Consider the following 20,155-nt stretch of genomic DNA (forward strand, 5'->3'; position numbering starts at 1 on the left):
AACTTAAACTAAAACTAAACTATCTAATTTTAAAAATTATTATTTAATTGTAAACTAGTCTTCTAAAAATTAAACATTTAAATTTAATCATTAACTAATTGATAACTATCCTGTTATACCCTGCTTACAAGACAAAAAAGGAAATTAATAATTCGGATTCTGCATTGCTTGTTTTTCTTCAGGTGTCAATGGTCGTCCGTTTGCATATATTCCATCAAGGAAAGTCTGAGGAATAGGGCGTAAATTATGGAAATCCTGAATATTTGAAGTGGCTTCTATATTGTAAGCTCTTGCTCTGGCAACCAAAGTTTTAGTTCTGCTTAAATCCTGCCAACGATGAAATTCCCCACAAAGCTCTCTTGTACGTTCATTCAACACTAAGCATAACATACGATCATAATCACTTCCATATCCCAATTTTGAAATCACAGCCTCATCCTCTGCAGGCAAAGCATTAATACTTAAAATCGTTAAGTTTGTTGAAGCTGTAGAAACTGCAATATTATTTGATTCATAATATGAGTTTTCAGGAATATAAGAAATAGGAATTCCTGCCTGGCCCGTAACCGTCCATGCCGCTGAACCATCTACATAAGCAGCGCGGTTTTCTCCAGATTTATAAGTTGCACGGGTACGAACTGTGTTGATATACGGTAATGCATCAGCAAATGTAGCAGCCCCTTGTTTAGCCAGACGTATTTTTGCTTCAGCAGCCATCAAATATGTTTCTGCAGAACGGGCCAATATGATATCACGCGACCCTTTAATATTACTTAAATCTATCCTGTTACCATCCATATGTTTACTTAGGGATGGAAATCGTACATCGGCCATTAAACCAATTTTATCAGCTGCATAAGCAACATATGCACTTGGAATTGTTTTTCCTGTTTTTGGGTAAATTATAGCATCCGTATTTTTGGTTTTGGCGAAACGTGTATCGGCAGCTGTATTTACAATATACATAATACCTAAATCGCCATTTTTATAAACATTTCCTGATGCGTTGTTTACGATGCTTTTTGTCTGGAAACTTTTCCAAAAACGAGAATCGTTTACATGATCAAAAACGTCATAAACAAAATAAGTTGGTGCCAAACGGCTAAACGGTCTTCCTCCCGCAAGATTACGTTTCATTTGAGGAAGCTGATCGTAAGTAGAAAGGAAATATAAATGTTGCTGATTACCGCCTGTAGTTAATGTACTGGCGTTAAACTGAGCAGACAAAATTAATTCAGGAAGTTTTTCGTTTACACCATCAGCAATAGTATAATTCCATAAATTATCATAATTAGTTGCTAACGGATGGTGCGAAATCACTTCATCTGATAAAGCAACTATCTGTTGCAAATCAGCCGTTTTTGTAGTAGAATTCCAACTGTCATTAATTTCACTGGCGCGAGCTAAATAAGCTTTTGCCAAATAATGGGCAGCAGCATCTTTAGTAATTTTAGCAGGTGCACCTGCATTACCTAACAAATTATAGGCTTGTGTAAAATCAGAAATAACCTGTCCTAAAACTTCTTGTGGTGTAGCTCTTGTAAACTCTAATTGAACAGTAGAACTAGTGACGGCTTTTAATTGTAAAGGGACTGCACCATATTGACTTACTAATTTTAAATAATTAAAAGCTCTCAAAAAATATCCTTCTCCCAATGCTGTTTTCTTGATTGCATCATTAGTCGAAACAATGTTTGTAGCTGCTTCAATTAATTGGTTTGCATTTCCAACTCCGATATATAAATTATCCCAATTCGTATTTGCTGCTACTGTATTAGCATTCGATACTGTCACAAAAGCCTTAAAACCAGTTGAATAAGAATTCCATGTCCAATTTGAGGGATCACCTCCGGCATGAAACTCATCTGTACCCGATTCTGTAGCTGTAAGTGGAACTTCGCCTTGAAACTCTGCGGCAAAAACCTGATAGTAAGTACCAACTGCTAATGCCTGGATTCCGGCTTCCGTTTTATAATATTCCTGATTGTAAGCTGTTGTCAGCTCTTCATCAAGAAAATCCTGGTTACATGAACTTCCTAAGGTCAATGCAGCAACAAGCATTAAATTGATATATAGTTTTTTATAATTTTTCATAATAATCTTTTTAAAAATTTAATTTAGAATTCTACATTTAACCCTAAAGCCATACCTCTGTTTGATGCTGTTGTCTGAGTGTCCAAATCAGTCCATTTAACCTTTGTGAAAATCATACCCGGATTAGTTGCCTGACAATATAATCTCAATTTTGAAAGTCCCAGTTTCTCCACCAATTCTTTATCGAAGTGATACCCCAAAGAAATGTTTCGTATTTTTAAGAATGAACCATCCCTATATCCCAAAATAGGAAAATAAGAATCTCCCGTACCTGCTGAATAAATTGGTTTTTGATATTCGGCATTAGTGTTATTATCTGTATAATAATTAATTTTTCTCTGACTTCCTTTTGCTCCTTCATTCTCTCCGCCTGTATCATACAGATAGCCCATTCGACCGTATACAAAAAATGATAATTCGACATTTTTGTATGTAAAAGTATTGGTTAATCCTACAATATATTTTGGATCTTTAGAACCTATAATTACACGGTCGTTATTAGCATCAATTTTATAATCACCATTTTGATCTACTGGCCTTGCATTACCAAAGGAGAAAACAGTAGACCCGGCAGCCGCATTGAATTTTGCCATTTCGACAGCATCTTCAGGTTTCCAGATTCCGTTGGATTCAAAACCATAAATTACATTTTGAGAATTTCCAATAAATAAGTTGTTATTGATATCATCAAATTTTCCATTTTGCAGCGACACTATGCGGTTTTGCTGGTAAGAACCGCTAAAATTGGTAGTCCATTCAAAATCTTTTGATGTTACATTTACTGTATTTAAAGTAAGCTCAACTCCGTTTCCTTCAGTTTCGCCAATGTTTTGATACATATCTTTAATTCCATTTACTGTTGGAAGAGATCTTTTTAACAGTAAATTAGTCGTTTTACTTGTATAATAATCCAAAGCACCTGATATCCTGCTATTGAACATAGAGAAATCAATACCGTAGTTAAACTGAGCAGTTTCTTCCCAACCCAAGCCTAGATTTCCTAAAGATGTATTATTAATCACACCTGAGCCATTTGGATAAACGATTCCTGTTAATGGAGGTGTAGTAGCATATGCAGGAACTGCAGCATTTCCGGTAACACCATAACCAACTCTTACTTTTAACTGGTCAATCCAGGATACATCCTCAAGAAATTTTTCTTTACTCAGTACCCATGCTCCCGAAGCACTTGGAAAAAATGCCTCTTTATGTCCTTCTGCCAATTGAGAAGCTGAATCACTACGGCCAGATACAGTAATCAAATACTTATCGGCATAACTATAATTTACTCTACCCATATACGAAAACAACCCAGACTCTATTAAGCCGGAAGAATATCCGGCAAGTGTTACATTAGCAGGAGTTAAAGCATTCCATTTGTTTTTTGGATTTTTTATATCATTGGCAGACATGGAATTTGTTTCATTATGATATCTTGTCTGACTCAATAAAAAAGTTCCTCCAAAACTATGATTACCTAAAGTTTTATTATATAAAAACAAGTTATCAAACGTATATGAAATTGAATATTCATTAGTTAAAGAAGCAAAACTTGTTCCTGAACGAATCGCTGATTTTCCATCTAAAAATACGCCATCACGGAAAGATGTAATATCTGGACCAAAATTAAGACGGTATTTAAAACCATCAAGTTTAGAAGAAATCGCTCCTAAATCAATTTGTGCGTATAAGCTACCAAAAGCACGCAATGTTATACGTTGATCCTGAGATAATTTGTATTCATCAACAGGAGTTCTGATTGTAGAATCTCCTCCCGGATTATCAATTCTCTTTCCATTCAGGTCAAAAGGAACTGCATATGGAAGATTGGTACGGGCTGTTGCATATATTCCGGTGGAACTTGTAACAGCTGTTCTTCCTACATTTGACTGGCCATATTCATTTGTACCATAACTGGCATTAAGACCTACTCCCATTGAGAACCATTTTGTTGGTGTGATATCAACATTACCGGTACCATTATATCGTACATAACTCTGCCCAAATAATGTACCTGTATTGTTCAGATATCCAAATGAACCATACGCTTTCATTTTTTCTGTACCTCCGCTAACACTCAAGGTATGCTGCTGTGTAATTCCGGTACGGGAAACAAATTTTGTCCAATCAGTAGTTTTTACTTTAGAGCCATCCCAGGTTCCTGATGCCCATCCTTTTTCAATATTTGCCCATGCAGCCGGGTCCGCAGACTGCAAAAAAATTAATTTATCATTCGCAATAGTTGGAGCATCACCCTTTGGGAAAGCACTTGGATTAGAGTAATATCTTCCCCAACGACGGAATTCGATATACTCTGCGGCATTCATCATTGGAGCATTCTCATGTATGGTTTCCATCATTATAGAAGTATCATAATTTAAAGTAAATTTTCCGTTTTTACCTTTTTTTGTTGTTATGATAACAACTCCATTAGCACCTCGGGAACCATAAATAGCAGTAGCTGAAGCATCTTTTAATACATCAATTGTTTCAATGTCGGTTGGATTCAAAAAATCAATTCCACCTGTATTTTGATCCACACTGATTTTTCCTGTAGTAGCATCAGTTACAAGTTTCGTGTTTAAAGGAATACCATCCACCACATAAAGCGGTGCATTAGAAGCTGAAATGGAACGGGCACCACGAATAGTAATTGCACCAACTGTTCCAGGACGCTCATTCGAAGCAATATCTACACCGGCTGCTTTACCCTGCATGGCCTGAACTGCATTTAAAACTGGTCTTGAGGCAATTTCTTCGGCACCTACACTCACAATAGAACCTGTAAGATCTTTTTTCTTTTTCACACCGTAACCTACAACAACAACTTCTTCGAGTGAATTATCCTCTTCCTTAAGTACAACATCATAAACATTTGCATTGCCAACAGTAATCTCCTGTTTCTTGAAGCCTATAAAGCTGTAAACAAGAACATTTCCCGGAGCTGCATTAATAGAGTAACTTCCGTCAAGATCCGTGCTTACTCCTTTCTGCCCTCCTTTAATTAGTACATTAACTCCCGGTACCGGTAGTCCGGAAGCATCTTTAATGACTCCTTTAATTACTTTACTCTGAGCATAAGCGGAAGCATTGAGCAATGCCATCATTACTATAGCCAGCAGAAAATTTAATTTGTTTTTCATAAAAGTTAATTTTGGTTAATTAATTAGTTAACTCAAATTTATCCAGAAGAAATTTCGGTACTGTCCTGTAGTATCCTGTGTTTTTAACCCATACAGTGTTAATTTTCAATATTTTACAAAAAAAAGTTGTATTTTATTTAACCAAAAAAATCTTCAACTAATTGATTTATAAGATGAAAGAACTGAGAATTTAATAAAAACATAAAACAAAATAATAAGGCTCATTTTGTAAGTAATTTATTTTTTTGTTATCAAAATAATATCAATATCAGATAAATAATTCGAATATTTAATTATAATACAATTGAAATAAAATACTGTACTCTTGGCACATGTTTAAATAATTGAACAAAAAAAACCGTCACAGGGACGGTTTTCAAAAAACAAAAAAATAAAAATTGGGGGCAAAATTTTATTAATCATAACCCGGATTCTGATCATATAAACCCGGCACTGCTAAAATTTCTGATAACGGAATTGGATATAACAATGAATTCTTATCAATTGTTCTAATCTTATTACCAGTATCTTCGGCTGCTTTCCATGCATTCATAATAGTTATAGCATTCCCTGACCTGATTAAATCAAACCATCTTGTACCTTCAGAAAAGAATTCCTTTCTTCTCTCATCAAATAACTGATCCAAAGTAATATTTGAGGCATTTGCAGGGACACCGGCTCTCGTTCTAACCTGATTTACTATTGCATCAACATCTGCCTGAGTTCCGCCTCCGCCATGAAGCGTACATTCAGCCATCATCATTAATACATCCGTATAGCGAATTACTATAAAATCCACACCCCAGTCTTCACGACCGCCGGTTCCGTATCTGGTCGCATCAATGTATTTTTTATAAACCGGAAATGTATAACTTCCTTTATAAGTTCCGGAAGCTACCGTATAACTTGTGGCTATACCTGCAGTTTTTCTATTATCATTTGCAGCAAACATATTTAAAAAACCCGTTGAAATAGGTCTGCCCTCTAATGATCCCTGATTTGATGTTATACCTACTGACGCAAAGTAAGGCTCATAACCAACTTCAACCATGAAATTTCCTCCAATAGAACTTGCTAAACTTTGTGTATATGGGATAGTCAAAATATTCTCTTTATTTGCAGTTCCCTCTGTTTTAAATATGGTTGCGTAATCTGTACCAAATACAAACGAGCCACTCGTTTTAATATCATTTAATTGTTGATATGCCTTATCCCATTCATTCAAGCCAAGCATAGCTCCATCAATTCCGTAAGTAGGACTTGAACGTGTCATATATACTAAACCTAATAATGCTTTCGCTCCATATTTAGTAACACGGCCAACGTAAGCAGCATCAGTAGTTGAAGCTGTAAGATCCGGAATTGCTAATTGCAAATCTGAAATAATCAAATTATATATATCCACAACCGGACTTCTTCCGATTTTAGACGCTTCTTGCGCTGTCATTGTTCTGTCTATTAATGGAACCCTTCCAAACCATCTGATTAAATCAAAATAACAAAATGCTCTTAAAAAACGGGCTTCGGCAGCCATTGATGCCTTATCTGCCGGGTTTGTAAAAATAACATCTCCTTTTTCAGCAATTTTTTCTAATAATTGATTTGCTTTATAAATAGCATTAAAATTACTCACATAAGCTTCTTTTACATAAGCATTAGAACTGATAGAAGTATAAAAACTATTAATTCCTTCCCAATCCCTGGAAGCTGTTGTTAATGCCAACAAATTATCTGATCTGGTTTCGCTTAAATTCAACACTCGATTTGCATAACCATAAGTACCTGTTCCATGAAATGCAACTGAATATACTGCATTTCTTGCCTGAACAAAATCTCCCGGAGTAGCATAAAAATTCTCTTCAGTCCCTTGTGATAACGGGATTTGTGTAAGTTCATCTGTACAGGAAACAGTTCCCAACAAAAGCAGATTTGCTGCCAGTAAATAAATATATTTTTTCATTTTAATTAAAATTAACGTTAAGACCTAAAACGATTGATTTTGCTAAAGGAGCTCCTCCGTAATCTACAGGAACAGCAAAATCATTATTTGAACTTCCGGAAGTATTTACCGCCTCAGGATTAAAACCTCCTTTGTATTTATTCCAGTAAAACCAGTTTTCACCAGTTATGTAAAGCCTCATATTATCAATCCTTTTTATATTTTTAACAGCCTCTCTTAAATTATATCCAATAGAAATACTTCTGATACTAACATAATCCGACTTATACATCCAATCCGAATTTGCCTGATATCCAAAAGAAGTTTTCCAGTTTCCTCTAACAGCAGGATCTACATTTAATGCATTTTCAACTGATCCCATTCCGGTACGATTAATGGCTCTTCCTGTTAATCCATAAACTGTTCCTCCATTTTGTCCTTGCACCAATACACTTAAATCCAAATCTTTGTATTTAAAAGTATTTGTCATACCCCAGGTATATTTTGGAGTTGGATTTCCTAAATCAACACGATCTTCTGAATTGATTTTTTTGTCGCCATTCTGATCAATATATCTCGGATCTCCCAAAACTAATTTGTTACCGCCAATAGTAGTATTACCATTAGTATTAGCATTATCAACATCCGCCTGGGTTACTACACCATTTTGCTGTAAACCGAAAATCATATACATCGGTTTCCCTACTTCTAATTTTATAAATGGAACTCCTCCGTCAAAAGCATTACTAATTTCAATTTTAGTCTGATCCGGTCCTAATGCCAACACTTTATTTTCATTATGACTTAAATTAGCTGATGTTCTCCACTCAAAATTATCAGTCTTGAAGTTTACAGTATTTAATTCAAACTCCCACCCTTGATTTTGCACCGATCCCACATTAGTAAGATAACTTGTAAATCCTGAGGCTGCAGGAATTGGAAGTCTAAGCAATAAATCACTATTAGTTTTTCTATACACATCGAATGTTGCAGAAATTCTGTTCTGTAGAATTGAAAAATCCAATCCGAAATCAATACTTTTAGACTGTTCCCAGTGCAATGAAGGATTTCCTATAGAACTTACTCCCTGGCCAATTCCAACAGCTCCTCCCACTGAATAATTAAATGGTCCCAGTGTTGAGTAAGATGAATAACTACCTATATTATTGCTGCCATTAGTTCCTGTACTTGCTCTTAATTTTAATTCGCTTAACCAATCTACATTTTGTAAAAATGACTCCTGTTTAACTCTCCAACCCAATGATAAGGAATAAAATGTTCCCCATCTTTTATCACTTCCAAACTTAGAAGAACCGTCACTTCTAATACTTGCAGAAAGCATATATTTCTCTTTATAATCATATTGAAATCTGCTAAAAAAAGACAATAAAGTATTTTTTTCCGCATTGGTAGAACCCAATGACCCTGTTGGAAGTGTTTCAATAGTTGAACTGCTATAAAGCCCTCCTGAAGAAAGACTTGATCTTGTAATTTTATAAGAACTGAACGATTCTCCTAAAAGAACATTAAAATTATGATTTCCTACAGATTTATTATAAGTTAAAGTGTTCTCATTTACAATATTTAATCTTCTGTAAGTATTGTACGCTCCCCTTATACTTGCCTGAACATCATTTGGTGTGTAACTTTCAAATACATTATCAGAATTGTCGAAGTTAAGTGTACTCTTCAATGTAAAGGCATTTGCAAATTTATAATCAGCATAAGTAGAAACTAAATTTCTGTACATCGAATTTTTCCCTTTTCTGGCCAAAGCATTAAGCATATTGGTAGTACTGCTACCCCATGCATATCTTGTTGTATATTTTTCACCTGCAGCATTAACAGCGCTTTCAAAAACAGGAGTGGCAGTAAGCGCTTTAAATAATGTATTATCTTTTCCTTCAACTCCCGGGTCGTTTTTTTCAGAATAAGAAGGAGCAAAATTAATTCCGATTTTAAAGCTATCAGATAATTTAAAATCAATATTGGCTCTTGCAGAGAATAAAGTATAATCTGTACCCACAATATATCCTGTGTTTTTTTGATAATTGGCAGACACATAATAATTAACTACATCAGTTGCTCCGGAAGCAGATAATTGATAATTACTAAATTCTCCCGTGCGAAAGACTTTATCCTGCCAGTCAATATAATCTAATCCCGGATGTCCTGGCATATCCCATCTTTCATCATACAAATAGGTGAAATATTTGTTATTGCTTGTAATAAGTGGTGCTGATGGATTTGCTGAATTATAAGCAGCAATACGCTCCGCATTTGTCTGACTTGCAGAGGCACCTGCAATCCCGGAACCTACCCATTGTGAATCAATCATCGTTTTTGCTCTTTTAATCCATCCTTCAGCCGATAACATATCCACTCTGTTAACTTCTTTATTTATACCGCCATAGGTATTAAAAGTAAATGTGGCTTTTCCTTTTTTACCTTTTTTGGTAGTAATCAAAACCACACCATTGGCTGCTCTTGAACCGTAAATAGAGGCTGCTGCTGCATCTTTCAGCACCTCAATCGAAGCAATGTCATTTGGGTTCATATTGTCTAATGGACTTCCATTTGAAAAACCCCCATTCGCATTTGTTCCTTCCGTAGAAATAGGAAAGCCATCTACTACATACAAAGGCTCATTTCCGGCAGTAATAGAACCGGCCCCTCTAATTTCTATACTAAAAGGCTGACCCGGTAATCCTGTAGTTTGTTTTACACGAACCCCGGCAATCTGGCCAATCATACCCTGATCAACTCTTGAAATAGGCCTTTCTGTAAAATTTTCTGTTTTAATACCAGATATGGCACCTGAAGTTAATTTTTTCTTCTGTGTACCATAACCAATAACTACAACTTCATTTAAGTTGGAACTTTCATTCTCCAAAGAAATATTATAGTTATTTGAAGCGCCCACTTTCAGTTCTTTTTTAATAAATCCTACGAAAGAAAAAACCAAAGTCTCTCCCGGAGAAGCTGATATTTTGTATTGACCATCAAAATCTGTACTGGTTCCCCGATTCGTCCCTTTTACTAATACGTTTACTCCTGGTATAGAGAGTTTGGCCGGATCAGTAACTGTTCCTGTAACCTCTTTATTCTGCGAATAACCTGATGCCTGCAATAATACAAACATGGCTATAGCGAGCAGAAGATTAATTTTGTTTTTCATAAAAAGTTAAATTTGGTTAATATTAGTTTCTCCAAATTTATTTAGAAGAGGTTTCCACAGCATCCTGTAGTATCCTGTTAACTCTCAGTATATTATATTTTTTATTTAATTTTTAATTAACAGGAAAAGACAACTTACTGATTAACAACACCCAACAGATACCCGTTTTGAGAGATATCATTTTAAAAAAATATTAATTATTTTTTCAGGCATTTCTACTTATTTTAATAAAAAACTACTAATTCAAAAAAAATATTCTTTACTGTTTATTTATCAAATTATTAAAAATAATAAGCAACAGGACGGAACAGGATAGCAATTTCACAAAACCAAATTATATTTACTTTTAACATTTTTAAAAATATCCAGGTTTTCATTTAACATAAAACAGTCCAACTCGTATCAACCATTGAATACAATAATTATAATGAAATTTTCCAAAGCAAAACTTTCTTTACTTTTTTTGATTTTACTTACATCGAATATTTTCTCTCAGGAAAAACATGTGTCACCATGGCCAAAATCCAGCAATATAAATCAGCCTTGGGCGCGTTGGTGGTGGATGGGAAGTGCCGTAGATAAACCTAACTTAAAAAAGAGTCTTGTAGATTTTCATAAAGCCGGAATTGGCGGCGTCGAAATTACTCCGATATACGGAGTAAAGGGAGAAGAAAACAATTTTATTGATTATTTGTCTCCAAAATGGATGGAAATGCTTGATTATACAATTCATATTTCTGACAGCCTTCATATGCAGGTTGATATGGTTTTAGGAACTGGCTGGCCTTACGGAGGTCCTCATGTTACTTTACCTCACGCAGCTACAAAGTTGATAGTCGAAAAATACCAGCTAAAAAAGAATGAAACAATTGACCGGGCTATTAAACTGGAAGATGCTAAGGAAAAAACTCCTGCAGAGCTATTATATGTAGTAGCATATGGAAGCGACGGCAGTTATATAAATTTAACCAATCAGTTAAAAAACAAACAGATTAAATTAAGCGACAATGGCATTGAAGGATCTTCTGTAAGAACATTAGAACCAAATAAATTAAAATGGAAAGCAAAAAAAACAGATTACACCATTTATGCTGTTTTTAGCGGTAAAACCGGACAACAGGTAAAAAGAGCTGCGCCAGGAGGTAAAGGCTACACTTTAGATCATTATTCGGAACAAGCACTAAACGAATATGTAGTTCCTTTTAATAACGCTTTTAAAGGACGCGAAGGAAAAATAAGGGCTATCTTTAATGACAGTTATGAAGTTTACGGAACTGATTTTACACCTGACTTTTTTGAAGAATTTAAAAAACTAAGAGGTTATGATTTAAAAAAAGAACTTCCTCAATTACTCAATGAAAAAGATACCGAAGAAAGTAACCGAATAAGAAGCGATTATCGGCAAACCATATCGGATTTATTATTGAATAAATTTGACAAATCATGGACTCAATGGGCACATACAAAAAACTTTAAAACCAAACTTCAGGCACACGGATCACCGGGCAATCTGATTGATTTATATGCTTCTGCGGATATTCCCGAGTGTGAAACTTTTGGTTCTATGCCTTTTGATATTCCGGGTTTCAGACGTGATAAAGAAGATATACGGGAAGGCGATGCAGATCCGGTGATGCTTAAGTTTTCGTCATCTGCTGCTCATATTTCAGGTAAAAATTTAATTTCATCTGAGACTTTTACCTGGTTGCGTGAACATTTTAAAACTGCTTTATCACAATGCAAACCGGAAGCTGAGGATTTAATGCTTAACGGAGTAAATCACATTTTCCTGCATGGTTCTACCTACTCACCAGCGAGAGCTGTATGGCCGGGATGGCAATTTTATGCCTCTGTAAATTTTAATAGCAACAATAGTATTTGGGAAGATTCTCCTGCGCTATTTTCGTATATAGCTAACTGTCAATCGATGCTGCAGCAAGGGAAACCGGACAATGAAATTTTGCTTTACTGGCCAATTTTTGATACTTGGGATAAATTTCATAAAGGTACTTTGTTTTTTCAATTCAAAATTCACTCTTTATCAGAATGGTTACATGAAACCTCTTTTTATGACACGACTAAAAACTTAATGACAAAAGGATACGGAGTTGATTTTATTTCTGATAATTTTATTGCAGAAGCAAAAGTAATAGACGGAAAAATTATTTTACCGGGCGGAACCTTCAAATCATTAGTAATTCCTGCCTGCAAAAAAATGCCTTTGGCTACTCTACAAAAAATCATCGCCTTACAAAAAGCGGGAGCGAAAATTATCTTCGAAGGATTACCGGAATCAGTCCCCGGATTTAATCATTACAAAGAACAAGAAGAAGAATTAAAATCAATTTTAGCTTCTAACCAAGAGTTGGTACAGCCCGCTACAGATGTTTTCAAAACTTTGACAGATGCTCAAATTTACCCGGAAACGCTTGTAAACACAGGTTTGAAATACATCCGACGAACAGTTGACGGGGAAAAAATTTACTATTTGGTTAATCATACTGCCAAAACAATTGACGAATTTATTCCGTTAGAAATTGGCAACAAAGAAGTGATAATCTTTGATCCTTTAAGCAGGGATTTTGGAAATGCTATTGTTCAAAAATCAGCCAAAAATACTTTAGTTAAAATAAAAATAGAACCAGGACAATCTTACTTCTTAAAGACAGAAAATAATGCTTCGCAAAAAAAATGGAACTATTATGAACCAACCGCTGATGCAATTGCTCTAAAAGGAAACTGGAAAGTAAATTTTGACAAAGGCGGACCGGCATTACCTCCAACAGCTATAATTTCAAATTTAGAATCCTGGACAAAATTAGGCCCTGAAGCAGAAGCTTTTTCAGGAACTGCGACATACTCTCTACAATTTGACAATCCAAATAATAAAACAGAAAACTGGAGTTTAAATCTGGGTGATGTCCGCGAAAGTGCAAAAGTCTGGTTAAATAACGAATTCATTGGTACCGCCTGGTCTGTTCCTTATCAATTAAACATCGGAAAATTAAACCCGGGAAAAAACACTTTAAGAATTCAGGTAACAAACCTTTCTGCAAACCGAATTCGTGATAAAGAATTAAAAGGCGAAGAATGGAAGATCTTTTATGAAATAAATATGGTTGATAAAGATTATAAAAAATTTGATGCAACTAAATGGAATCCAATGCCTTCAGGATTATTAGGTCCTGTTACCATTACACCTTTAAAACAACAAAATTAATTCCCAAATTAACGAATATAAAAATGAGAAAATTAGTTTTATTTTTCACGATATGCTTTTTATATGTGAACTCTGCAAGTGCACAACAACCATTTGATAAAAAATTGGTACTAAAACAAATGATACTTGCCAATGATTATTTTATGCAAAAATGGCCGGAAACTGGCAAAACAATCATTACAAATAAAGAACGTCCAAGTAATATCTGGACTCGCGGCGTTTATTATGAAGGATTAATGGCCTTGTATGAAATTTTCCCAAAAGATGCGTACTACGATTATGCGTATTCATGGTCAGAATTTCATAAATGGGGTTTCAATAGCGGAAATACTACCAGAAATGCCGACAATTATTGTGCAGCTCAAACCTATATTGATCTGTACAATTTAGAACCGGATGCTAAAAAACTGAAGAATACGAAAGCAAACATGAACATGTTACTGAATACTCCACAACTGGATGACTGGTCGTGGATTGATGCTATTCAGATGGGGATGCCTGTTTTTGCCAAATTGGGAGTTTTAGAGAAAGACAACCGATATTTCGAAAAAATGTACCAAATGTATATGTATTCCAGAAATAATCACGGTGATAACGGCCTTTTCAACCCTAAAGATGGTTTGTGGTGGCGTGACGCTGATTTTGACCCTCCGTACAAAGAACCTAATGGCAAAAATTGTTATTGGAGCCGCGGTAATGGCTGGGTAATTGCTGCCTTGGCAAAAGTCTTAACGATTATTCCGAAAAATGCGCCTCACAGAGAACAATATGTAAAAGATTTAAAAGCGATGGCAGCTGCTTTGGTTCCGATTCAAAGAGCTGATGGATTCTGGAATGTGAGTTTACAAGATCCTACGAATTTTGGTGAAAAAGAAACTTCCGGAACTGCTTTGTTTATTTACGGAATGACATATGGCGTAAACAGCGGAATTTTAAAGAAAGAAACATATTTACCCGTAATTCAAAAAGCATGGAATGCAATAACCAAAGAAAGTTTACATGAAAATGGATTCTTAGGTTACTTGCAATCTACAGGAAAAGAACCAAAAGACGGACAGCCCTTATCTTATGATAAAATTCCTGATTTTGAAGATTACGGACTAGGTTGTTTTCTATTAGCTGGTTCAGAAATTTATAAAATGAAATAATTTGGGCGTGCCCCTTCCGAAAAGGTCGGGTCGGGCTGTACGTTCCCGCTTCCCGATGAAAAATCGGGAGAGCTCCACTTCCATCCCTCACGCAAACTAACCAACAACCCATCATGAGAAAAATACTCTTTTGTCTTGTTTTGATATTTCTCAATTCAAGCCTGTTTTCACAAGAATTTAAAAGAGAAAAATACAATTTCAATTCCGATTGGAAATTAAAAACAGGAGATTCCAAAAATGCGGAATCTCCTGTTTTTGATGATACTGCATGGAGAAAAGTTACATTGCCTCACGCCTATAATCAGGAAGAAGCTTTTGAAAAGGATATTGAAAATCATACCACAGGAATTGTCTGGTACCGAAAGAAATTTAAACTTCCCAAAGGGATAAAGGACAAAAAGATTTTCATAGAATTTGAAGGAATTCGCCAGGGCGGTGTTATTTATGTCAACGGACAAAAAGTTGGACTTCATGAAAATGGCGTAATGGGCTTTGGTTTTGATATTTCTAAAAATGTAAAGCCTTTCCCTGAAGAAAATACGATTGCATTAAGAATCGACAATGACTGGAAATACAGAGAAATAGCCACCAACGCCACTTATCAATGGAATAATATGAATTTCAATGCTAATTATGGCGGAATTCCAAAAAACGTTTTCCTTCATATTACAGGCAAATTATACCAGACCCTTCCACTCTATTCAAATCTAAAAACTACGGGAGTTTATATTTATCCTTCTGATATCAATATTCAGGAACAAAACGCCATTATTCATGCAGAAACTGAGGTTCGCAATGAATTTGAAACGACAAAAAAAGTAGAATATAATGTTGTTATTGAAGATATTCAAGGCAAAATAATTGCTTCTTTTACCGGTGAAAAAACGGAGCTTCTTCCCAATGAAACTAAAATTATAAAAGCCAGCAAATTGGTTAATAATTTACATTTTTGGAGTTGGGGTTACGGGTATTTGTATACAGTAAAAACAATTCTGAAAGTTGATGGAAAAGTTATTGATGAAATTTCAACCAAAACAGGCTTTCGAAAAACAGCATTCAAAAATGGTGAAATCTGGCTTAATGACCGGGTTATTCAGGTCAAAGGGTATGCGCAAAGAACCAGCAATGAATGGCCGGCGATTGGAATGTCAGTCCCGCCATGGCTAAGTGATTTCAGCAATAAACTGATTGTGGAAGGCAACGGAAATTTAGTACGCTGGATGCATGTTACACCCTGGAAACAAGATGTAGAATCCTGCGACAGAGTTGGATTATTACAAGCAATGCCAGCCGGTGATGCCGAAAAAGACGCCACAGGTGAACAATGGAACCAACGTGTAAATCTGATGCGCGATGCTATTATTTACAACCGAAATAATCCAAGTATTATTTTTTACGAAAGTGGTAATGAGTCTATCAGCGAGGAACACATGAAAGAGATGAAAGACATTCGAAATCTTTATGATCCGAATGGCGGACGCGCAATTGGTTCCCGTGAAATGCTGGACAGCAAGGAAGCCGAATATGGCGGAGAGATGCTTTACATTAATAAAAGCGCACAAAAACCGCTTTGGGCAACTGAATATTCCAGAGATGAAGGGTTACGCAAATATTGGGACGAATTCTCTCCTCCTTTTCACAAGGAAGGCGTTGGTCCCTTATATCGTGATAAACCTGCCGAAGATTACAATCATAATCAGGATCGTCATGCGATTGAAAATGTTGTACGCTGGTATGATTATTACAGAGAAAGACCCGGAACAGGAAAAAGAGTAAATTCGGGTGGTGTCAATATTATTTTTTCTGATTCCAATACCCATCACAGAGGTGAATCGAATTACAGAACCAGTGGTGAAGTTGATGCCATGCGGATTCCAAAAGATGGCTTTTGGGCTCATCAGGTTATGTGGGATGGCTGGGTTGATATCGAAAAACACCGCACTCATATCATGGGACACTGGAACTACGCCGATAAAGTGGTTAAAAATATGTATGTGGTTTCGACAGCAGGTAAAGTAGAACTTTTTATCAACGGAATTTCACAGGGTTTTGGAAAACAAAGCAATCAGTTTCTGTTTACTTTTGAAAATATTGCATTTAAAAAAGGTACTGTAAAAGCGATTGGTTATGATGAAAAAGGAACTATTTTATCTGAAGATTCAAAAATAAGTGTCGGAGATCCGGCAGCAATCAAATTAAAATTAATTACACAAGAGCAAGGATTTTTAGCAGACGGTGCAGATGTAGCATTGATTGATGTTGAAGTTGTTGACAAAAATGGAAATCGCTGTCCAATCAGTAATGACATGATAACTTTTTCTGTTGATGGTCCGGTTACCTGGTTAGGCGGAATCGCTCAGGGACCTAAAAATTATATACTTTCTAAAAATATTCCGGTTGAAAATGGTATAAACAGAGTCATGTTACAGTCCATGATAACTGGCGGAAAAATAAAAATTTCGGCTACAGCCAAAGGATTAAAATCTGCTGAATTAACTTTTAAAAGCAAACCTACAAAAACTAAAAACGGGCTTTCGACAGCAGTGCCGGGCATTCATTTAGCTTCAAACTTAGAAAGAGGGCTAACTCCTGCAACACCATCTTATACCATAAAAAGAAATCCTGTTACTATTGTAAGCGCTTCATCACCATCAAATAACAATGATACCTTTAAAAGTTATGATGATAATGAACTGACTGAATGGAAAAATGATGGGAATGTAAAAAACGGTTCAATAACCTATACGCTGTCAAAACCTTCAATAGTGAACGAATGTGTAATAAAATTAACCGGATGGAGGTCTAAAAGCTATCCAATTCGTATTTTAGCAGATGGAAAAGAAGTTTTTAAAGGCAATACAACCCAAAGTTTAGGATATATTACGATTCCTGTAGAGCCTGTTTTAGCTAAAAAAATCACAATTGAACTTATCGGATCAAACACTGAAAAAGATGGATTTTCTAAAATTGTTGAAGTTGAAGCAAACAAAGATTTAGATTTATTTAAAGACCCAACAGCAGTAAATGCAAAAGGACAATTATGCATTGTCGAAATAGAATTTTATGAAAAAATCAAATAATTTTAACCGCATCAGAAAAGTATTATTTTGTATTTCTTTAGGATTGAGCCTGTCTGCTTTCTCTCAAAAAAAGGAAATTCCGCTATGGGATAAAGTCCCTGATGCAATTAAATCCAAAGAATATTCAGAAAAAATCGTAACTGATAAAAACGGTATTGCAGAAGATGTCCGCAAAGTAACACAGCCTGCTCTTACAGCTTATTTTGCAGATGCGGAAAAATCAAACGGAACCTCGGTTATAATCTGTCCCGGAGGCGGCTATGGAATGCTGGCAATTAATAAAGAAGGTTTTAAAGTTGCCGAATGGTTTAACAGTTTAGGAATAAATGCTTTTGTTTTAAAATACAGATTGCCGAGCGATTTAATTATGAAAAACAAAACGGTTGCCCCTTTGCAGGATGCTCAGGAAGCAGTAAGACTGGTACGCCGAAATGCCGTTAAATGGAAACTGAATCCTAACAAAATTGGTATTATGGGATTTTCGGCTGGTGGTCATTTAGCTTCAACTTTATCTACGCATTACAACGATAAGGTTTATATTCCTTCAGACACAACCAGTGCCAAACCAAATTTTTCAATTTTAATTTATCCTGTAATTTCAATGCAGGAAGGAATTACGCATCAAGGCTCAAAAGATAATTTGTTAGGAAAAAATGCCGGTAACGAAGCAGTCGAGAAATATTCGAATGAAAAACAAATAACAGCTGATACTCCAAAGGCATTTTTAGTTCATGCGACAGATGATAAAGCTGTTCCTGTAGAAAATAGTATTAATTATTATTTGGCCCTAAAAAAAGAAAAAGTTCCGGCAGAAATGCATTTGTATGAAAACGGAGGTCACGGTTTTGGTTTGGGTACAAAAGGAACCAATGCATCCTGGCCAAAAACCTGCGAAAAATGGCTGGCTGTCAACAATTACATTTTAAAATCGGATGGTTACGTGTTTACGTATTTTAAAGGCAATGGTGAAGACGGTCTGCATTTGGCTTACAGTGAAGATGGCTATAACTGGAATACTTTAAAAAACGATACTTCTTTTTTAACTCCGGAAGTTGGAAAAGACAAACTTATGAGAGACCCTTGTGTAATTAAAGGTGGTGACGGATTATATCACATGGTCTGGACAGTGAGCTGGACAGATAAAGGTATTGGGTATGCTTCTTCAAAAGATCTGATTCATTGGTCAAAACAGGAATTTATTCCGGTTATGGCACATGAAGAAAAAGCAAGGAATACCTGGGCGCCTGAAATCACATATGATGAAAAATCAAAAACATATATGATTTATTGGGCATCAACCATTGACGGAAAATTTTTAGAGACAAAATCAGAGGAAGAAAAAGGGTATAATCACAGGATTTACTATACCACAACCAAGGATTTTAAAAAATTCTCCAAAACTAAATTGCTTTACGAGCCTGGTTTCAACGTAATCGATGCTACAATTTTAAAAACAGATAGTGGATTTACAATGTTTTTAAAAGATGAAACAAAAGTTCCGGTTCAGAAAAATTTAAAAATAGCCACCAGCAAAAAACTGGAAGGTCCATATACAAAAGCAAGTAAGCCAATCACAGGAGATTATTGGGCAGAAGGTCCAGCAGCCATCAAAATAGACAACAAATGGATTGTTTATTTTGATAAGTACACTCAAAAGAAATATGGAGCTGTTAGAGAAACATCCAAAGGCTGGGAAGATATTTCAGAACAGGTTAGTTTTCCTGCAGGAACGCGTCATGGAACTGTTTTAAAGGTTTCTTTTGAGGAAATTAATGCTTTGAAAAAGGAGTAAGAATAAAAAATATATGTTAATTAGTCATGCAAAGCATACACGATGCTATTATTTTTTGGTATTATGAAGGCTATCTGGAATTTCACATAGAATAATCCTTTTTTTAATAAAATTTGATTGAATAATAGTGTTGAAATATTTATTTATGTAATATTACACTTTATATTTATTGTTTATTACGTATTTATTGAGCCCTTAATCGATGTAGGATTCGAAAATGAAAATTTAAAAGCGAATTTGTTTTAATTTCGTAAAAATAACATATCCGAAGAAAATATTGAAATTAAGTTATAGATTTGTACGTAAATTAATAATAAATTATTTAAATTGACCTTACGTACTTCTCTAGACTGACACCAATAATTTTATTGTTATTAGCCATAGCATTAGGATTAATCTCTACCGATTTTTTTTATGATCCAACCCGTTTTGCTTATTATGGTTTTTGTATCACAATATTCCTTTTTACAATCATATCCTCTTTTCTTTGTTTAAAGAGTAATAAATCGACGCTGCTTAAAACACCAATTCTCTTTTTTGGCCTCTGGTGTTTCTTTATTC

General features: G+C 35.2%; 8 protein-coding genes. 4 read left to right on the forward strand and 4 right to left on the reverse strand.

Annotated features, from left to right (window positions below; genetic code table 11):
- Positions 1-144: 144 nt before the first annotated feature.
- From ACEN92_RS04730 to ACEN92_RS04745, 4 genes are all read right to left on the reverse strand, one after another.
- A complete protein-coding gene (locus ACEN92_RS04730; protein ID WP_495641219.1) occupies positions 145-2,094 on the reverse strand; it encodes a RagB/SusD family nutrient uptake outer membrane protein in 1,950 nt (649 codons plus the stop codon).
- A gap of 23 nt (positions 2,095-2,117) precedes the next feature.
- Positions 2,118-5,237, reverse strand: a complete 3,120-nt coding sequence (locus tag ACEN92_RS04735; RefSeq protein ID WP_495641220.1) for a SusC/RagA family TonB-linked outer membrane protein — start codon at positions 5,235-5,237, stop codon at positions 2,118-2,120.
- Between the two features lie 415 nt (positions 5,238-5,652).
- Complete coding sequence (locus ACEN92_RS04740) at positions 5,653-7,197, reverse strand: RagB/SusD family nutrient uptake outer membrane protein (protein ID WP_495641221.1); 1,545 nt, start codon at positions 7,195-7,197, stop codon at positions 5,653-5,655.
- Position 7,198: 1 nt separating this feature from the next.
- Complete coding sequence (locus ACEN92_RS04745; RefSeq protein WP_495641222.1) at positions 7,199-10,354, reverse strand: SusC/RagA family TonB-linked outer membrane protein; 3,156 nt, start codon at positions 10,352-10,354, stop codon at positions 7,199-7,201.
- Between the two features lie 427 nt (positions 10,355-10,781).
- Between ACEN92_RS04745 and ACEN92_RS04750 the strand changes: the two genes are divergently transcribed.
- The 4 genes from ACEN92_RS04750 to ACEN92_RS04765 all read left to right on the forward strand — a co-directional run bounded on the left by ACEN92_RS04750 (position 10,782) and on the right by ACEN92_RS04765 (position 19,594).
- A complete protein-coding gene (locus ACEN92_RS04750) occupies positions 10,782-13,574 on the forward strand; it encodes a glycosyl hydrolase (RefSeq protein ID WP_495641223.1) in 2,793 nt (930 codons plus the stop codon).
- A 23-nt stretch (positions 13,575-13,597) separates the two neighbouring features.
- Positions 13,598-14,722: a glycoside hydrolase family 88/105 protein gene (locus ACEN92_RS04755; RefSeq protein WP_495641224.1), complete on the forward strand. Its 1,125-nt coding sequence runs from the start codon at positions 13,598-13,600 to the stop codon at positions 14,720-14,722.
- A gap of 113 nt (positions 14,723-14,835) precedes the next feature.
- Entirely contained in the window at positions 14,836-17,802 is a 2,967-nt protein-coding gene (locus ACEN92_RS04760) for a glycoside hydrolase family 2 protein (protein WP_495641225.1), read from the forward strand.
- Positions 17,786-19,594 carry a prolyl oligopeptidase family serine peptidase gene (locus ACEN92_RS04765; RefSeq protein ID WP_495641226.1) on the forward strand — a complete coding sequence of 603 codons (1,809 nt, stop codon included), beginning with the start codon at positions 17,786-17,788 and terminating at the stop codon, positions 19,592-19,594. Before ACEN92_RS04760 ends, ACEN92_RS04765 begins: the two co-directional genes overlap by 17 nt.
- Positions 19,595-20,155: the final 561 nt, after the last annotated feature.

It is taken from the genome of Flavobacterium sp. Flavsp81 (genome assembly GCF_059491325.1).

What these genes read in the sequence shown, in the direction of transcription:
- ACEN92_RS04730 (WP_495641219.1), bottom strand. Translation starts at nt 2,094, where the DNA reads ATGAAAAATTATAAAAAACTATATATCAATTTAATGCTTGTTGCTGCA.
- ACEN92_RS04760 (WP_495641225.1), top strand. Translation starts at nt 14,836, where the DNA reads ATGAGAAAAATACTCTTTTGTCTTGTTTTGATATTTCTCAATTCAAGC.
- ACEN92_RS04750 (WP_495641223.1), top strand. Translation starts at nt 10,782, where the DNA reads ATGAAATTTTCCAAAGCAAAACTTTCTTTACTTTTTTTGATTTTACTT.
- ACEN92_RS04745 (WP_495641222.1), bottom strand. Translation starts at nt 10,354, where the DNA reads ATGAAAAACAAAATTAATCTTCTGCTCGCTATAGCCATGTTTGTATTA.
- ACEN92_RS04755 (WP_495641224.1), top strand. Translation starts at nt 13,598, where the DNA reads ATGAGAAAATTAGTTTTATTTTTCACGATATGCTTTTTATATGTGAAC.
- ACEN92_RS04765 (WP_495641226.1), top strand. Translation starts at nt 17,786, where the DNA reads ATGAAAAAATCAAATAATTTTAACCGCATCAGAAAAGTATTATTTTGT.
- ACEN92_RS04740 (WP_495641221.1), bottom strand. Translation starts at nt 7,197, where the DNA reads ATGAAAAAATATATTTATTTACTGGCAGCAAATCTGCTTTTGTTGGGA.
- ACEN92_RS04735 (WP_495641220.1), bottom strand. Translation starts at nt 5,237, where the DNA reads ATGAAAAACAAATTAAATTTTCTGCTGGCTATAGTAATGATGGCATTG.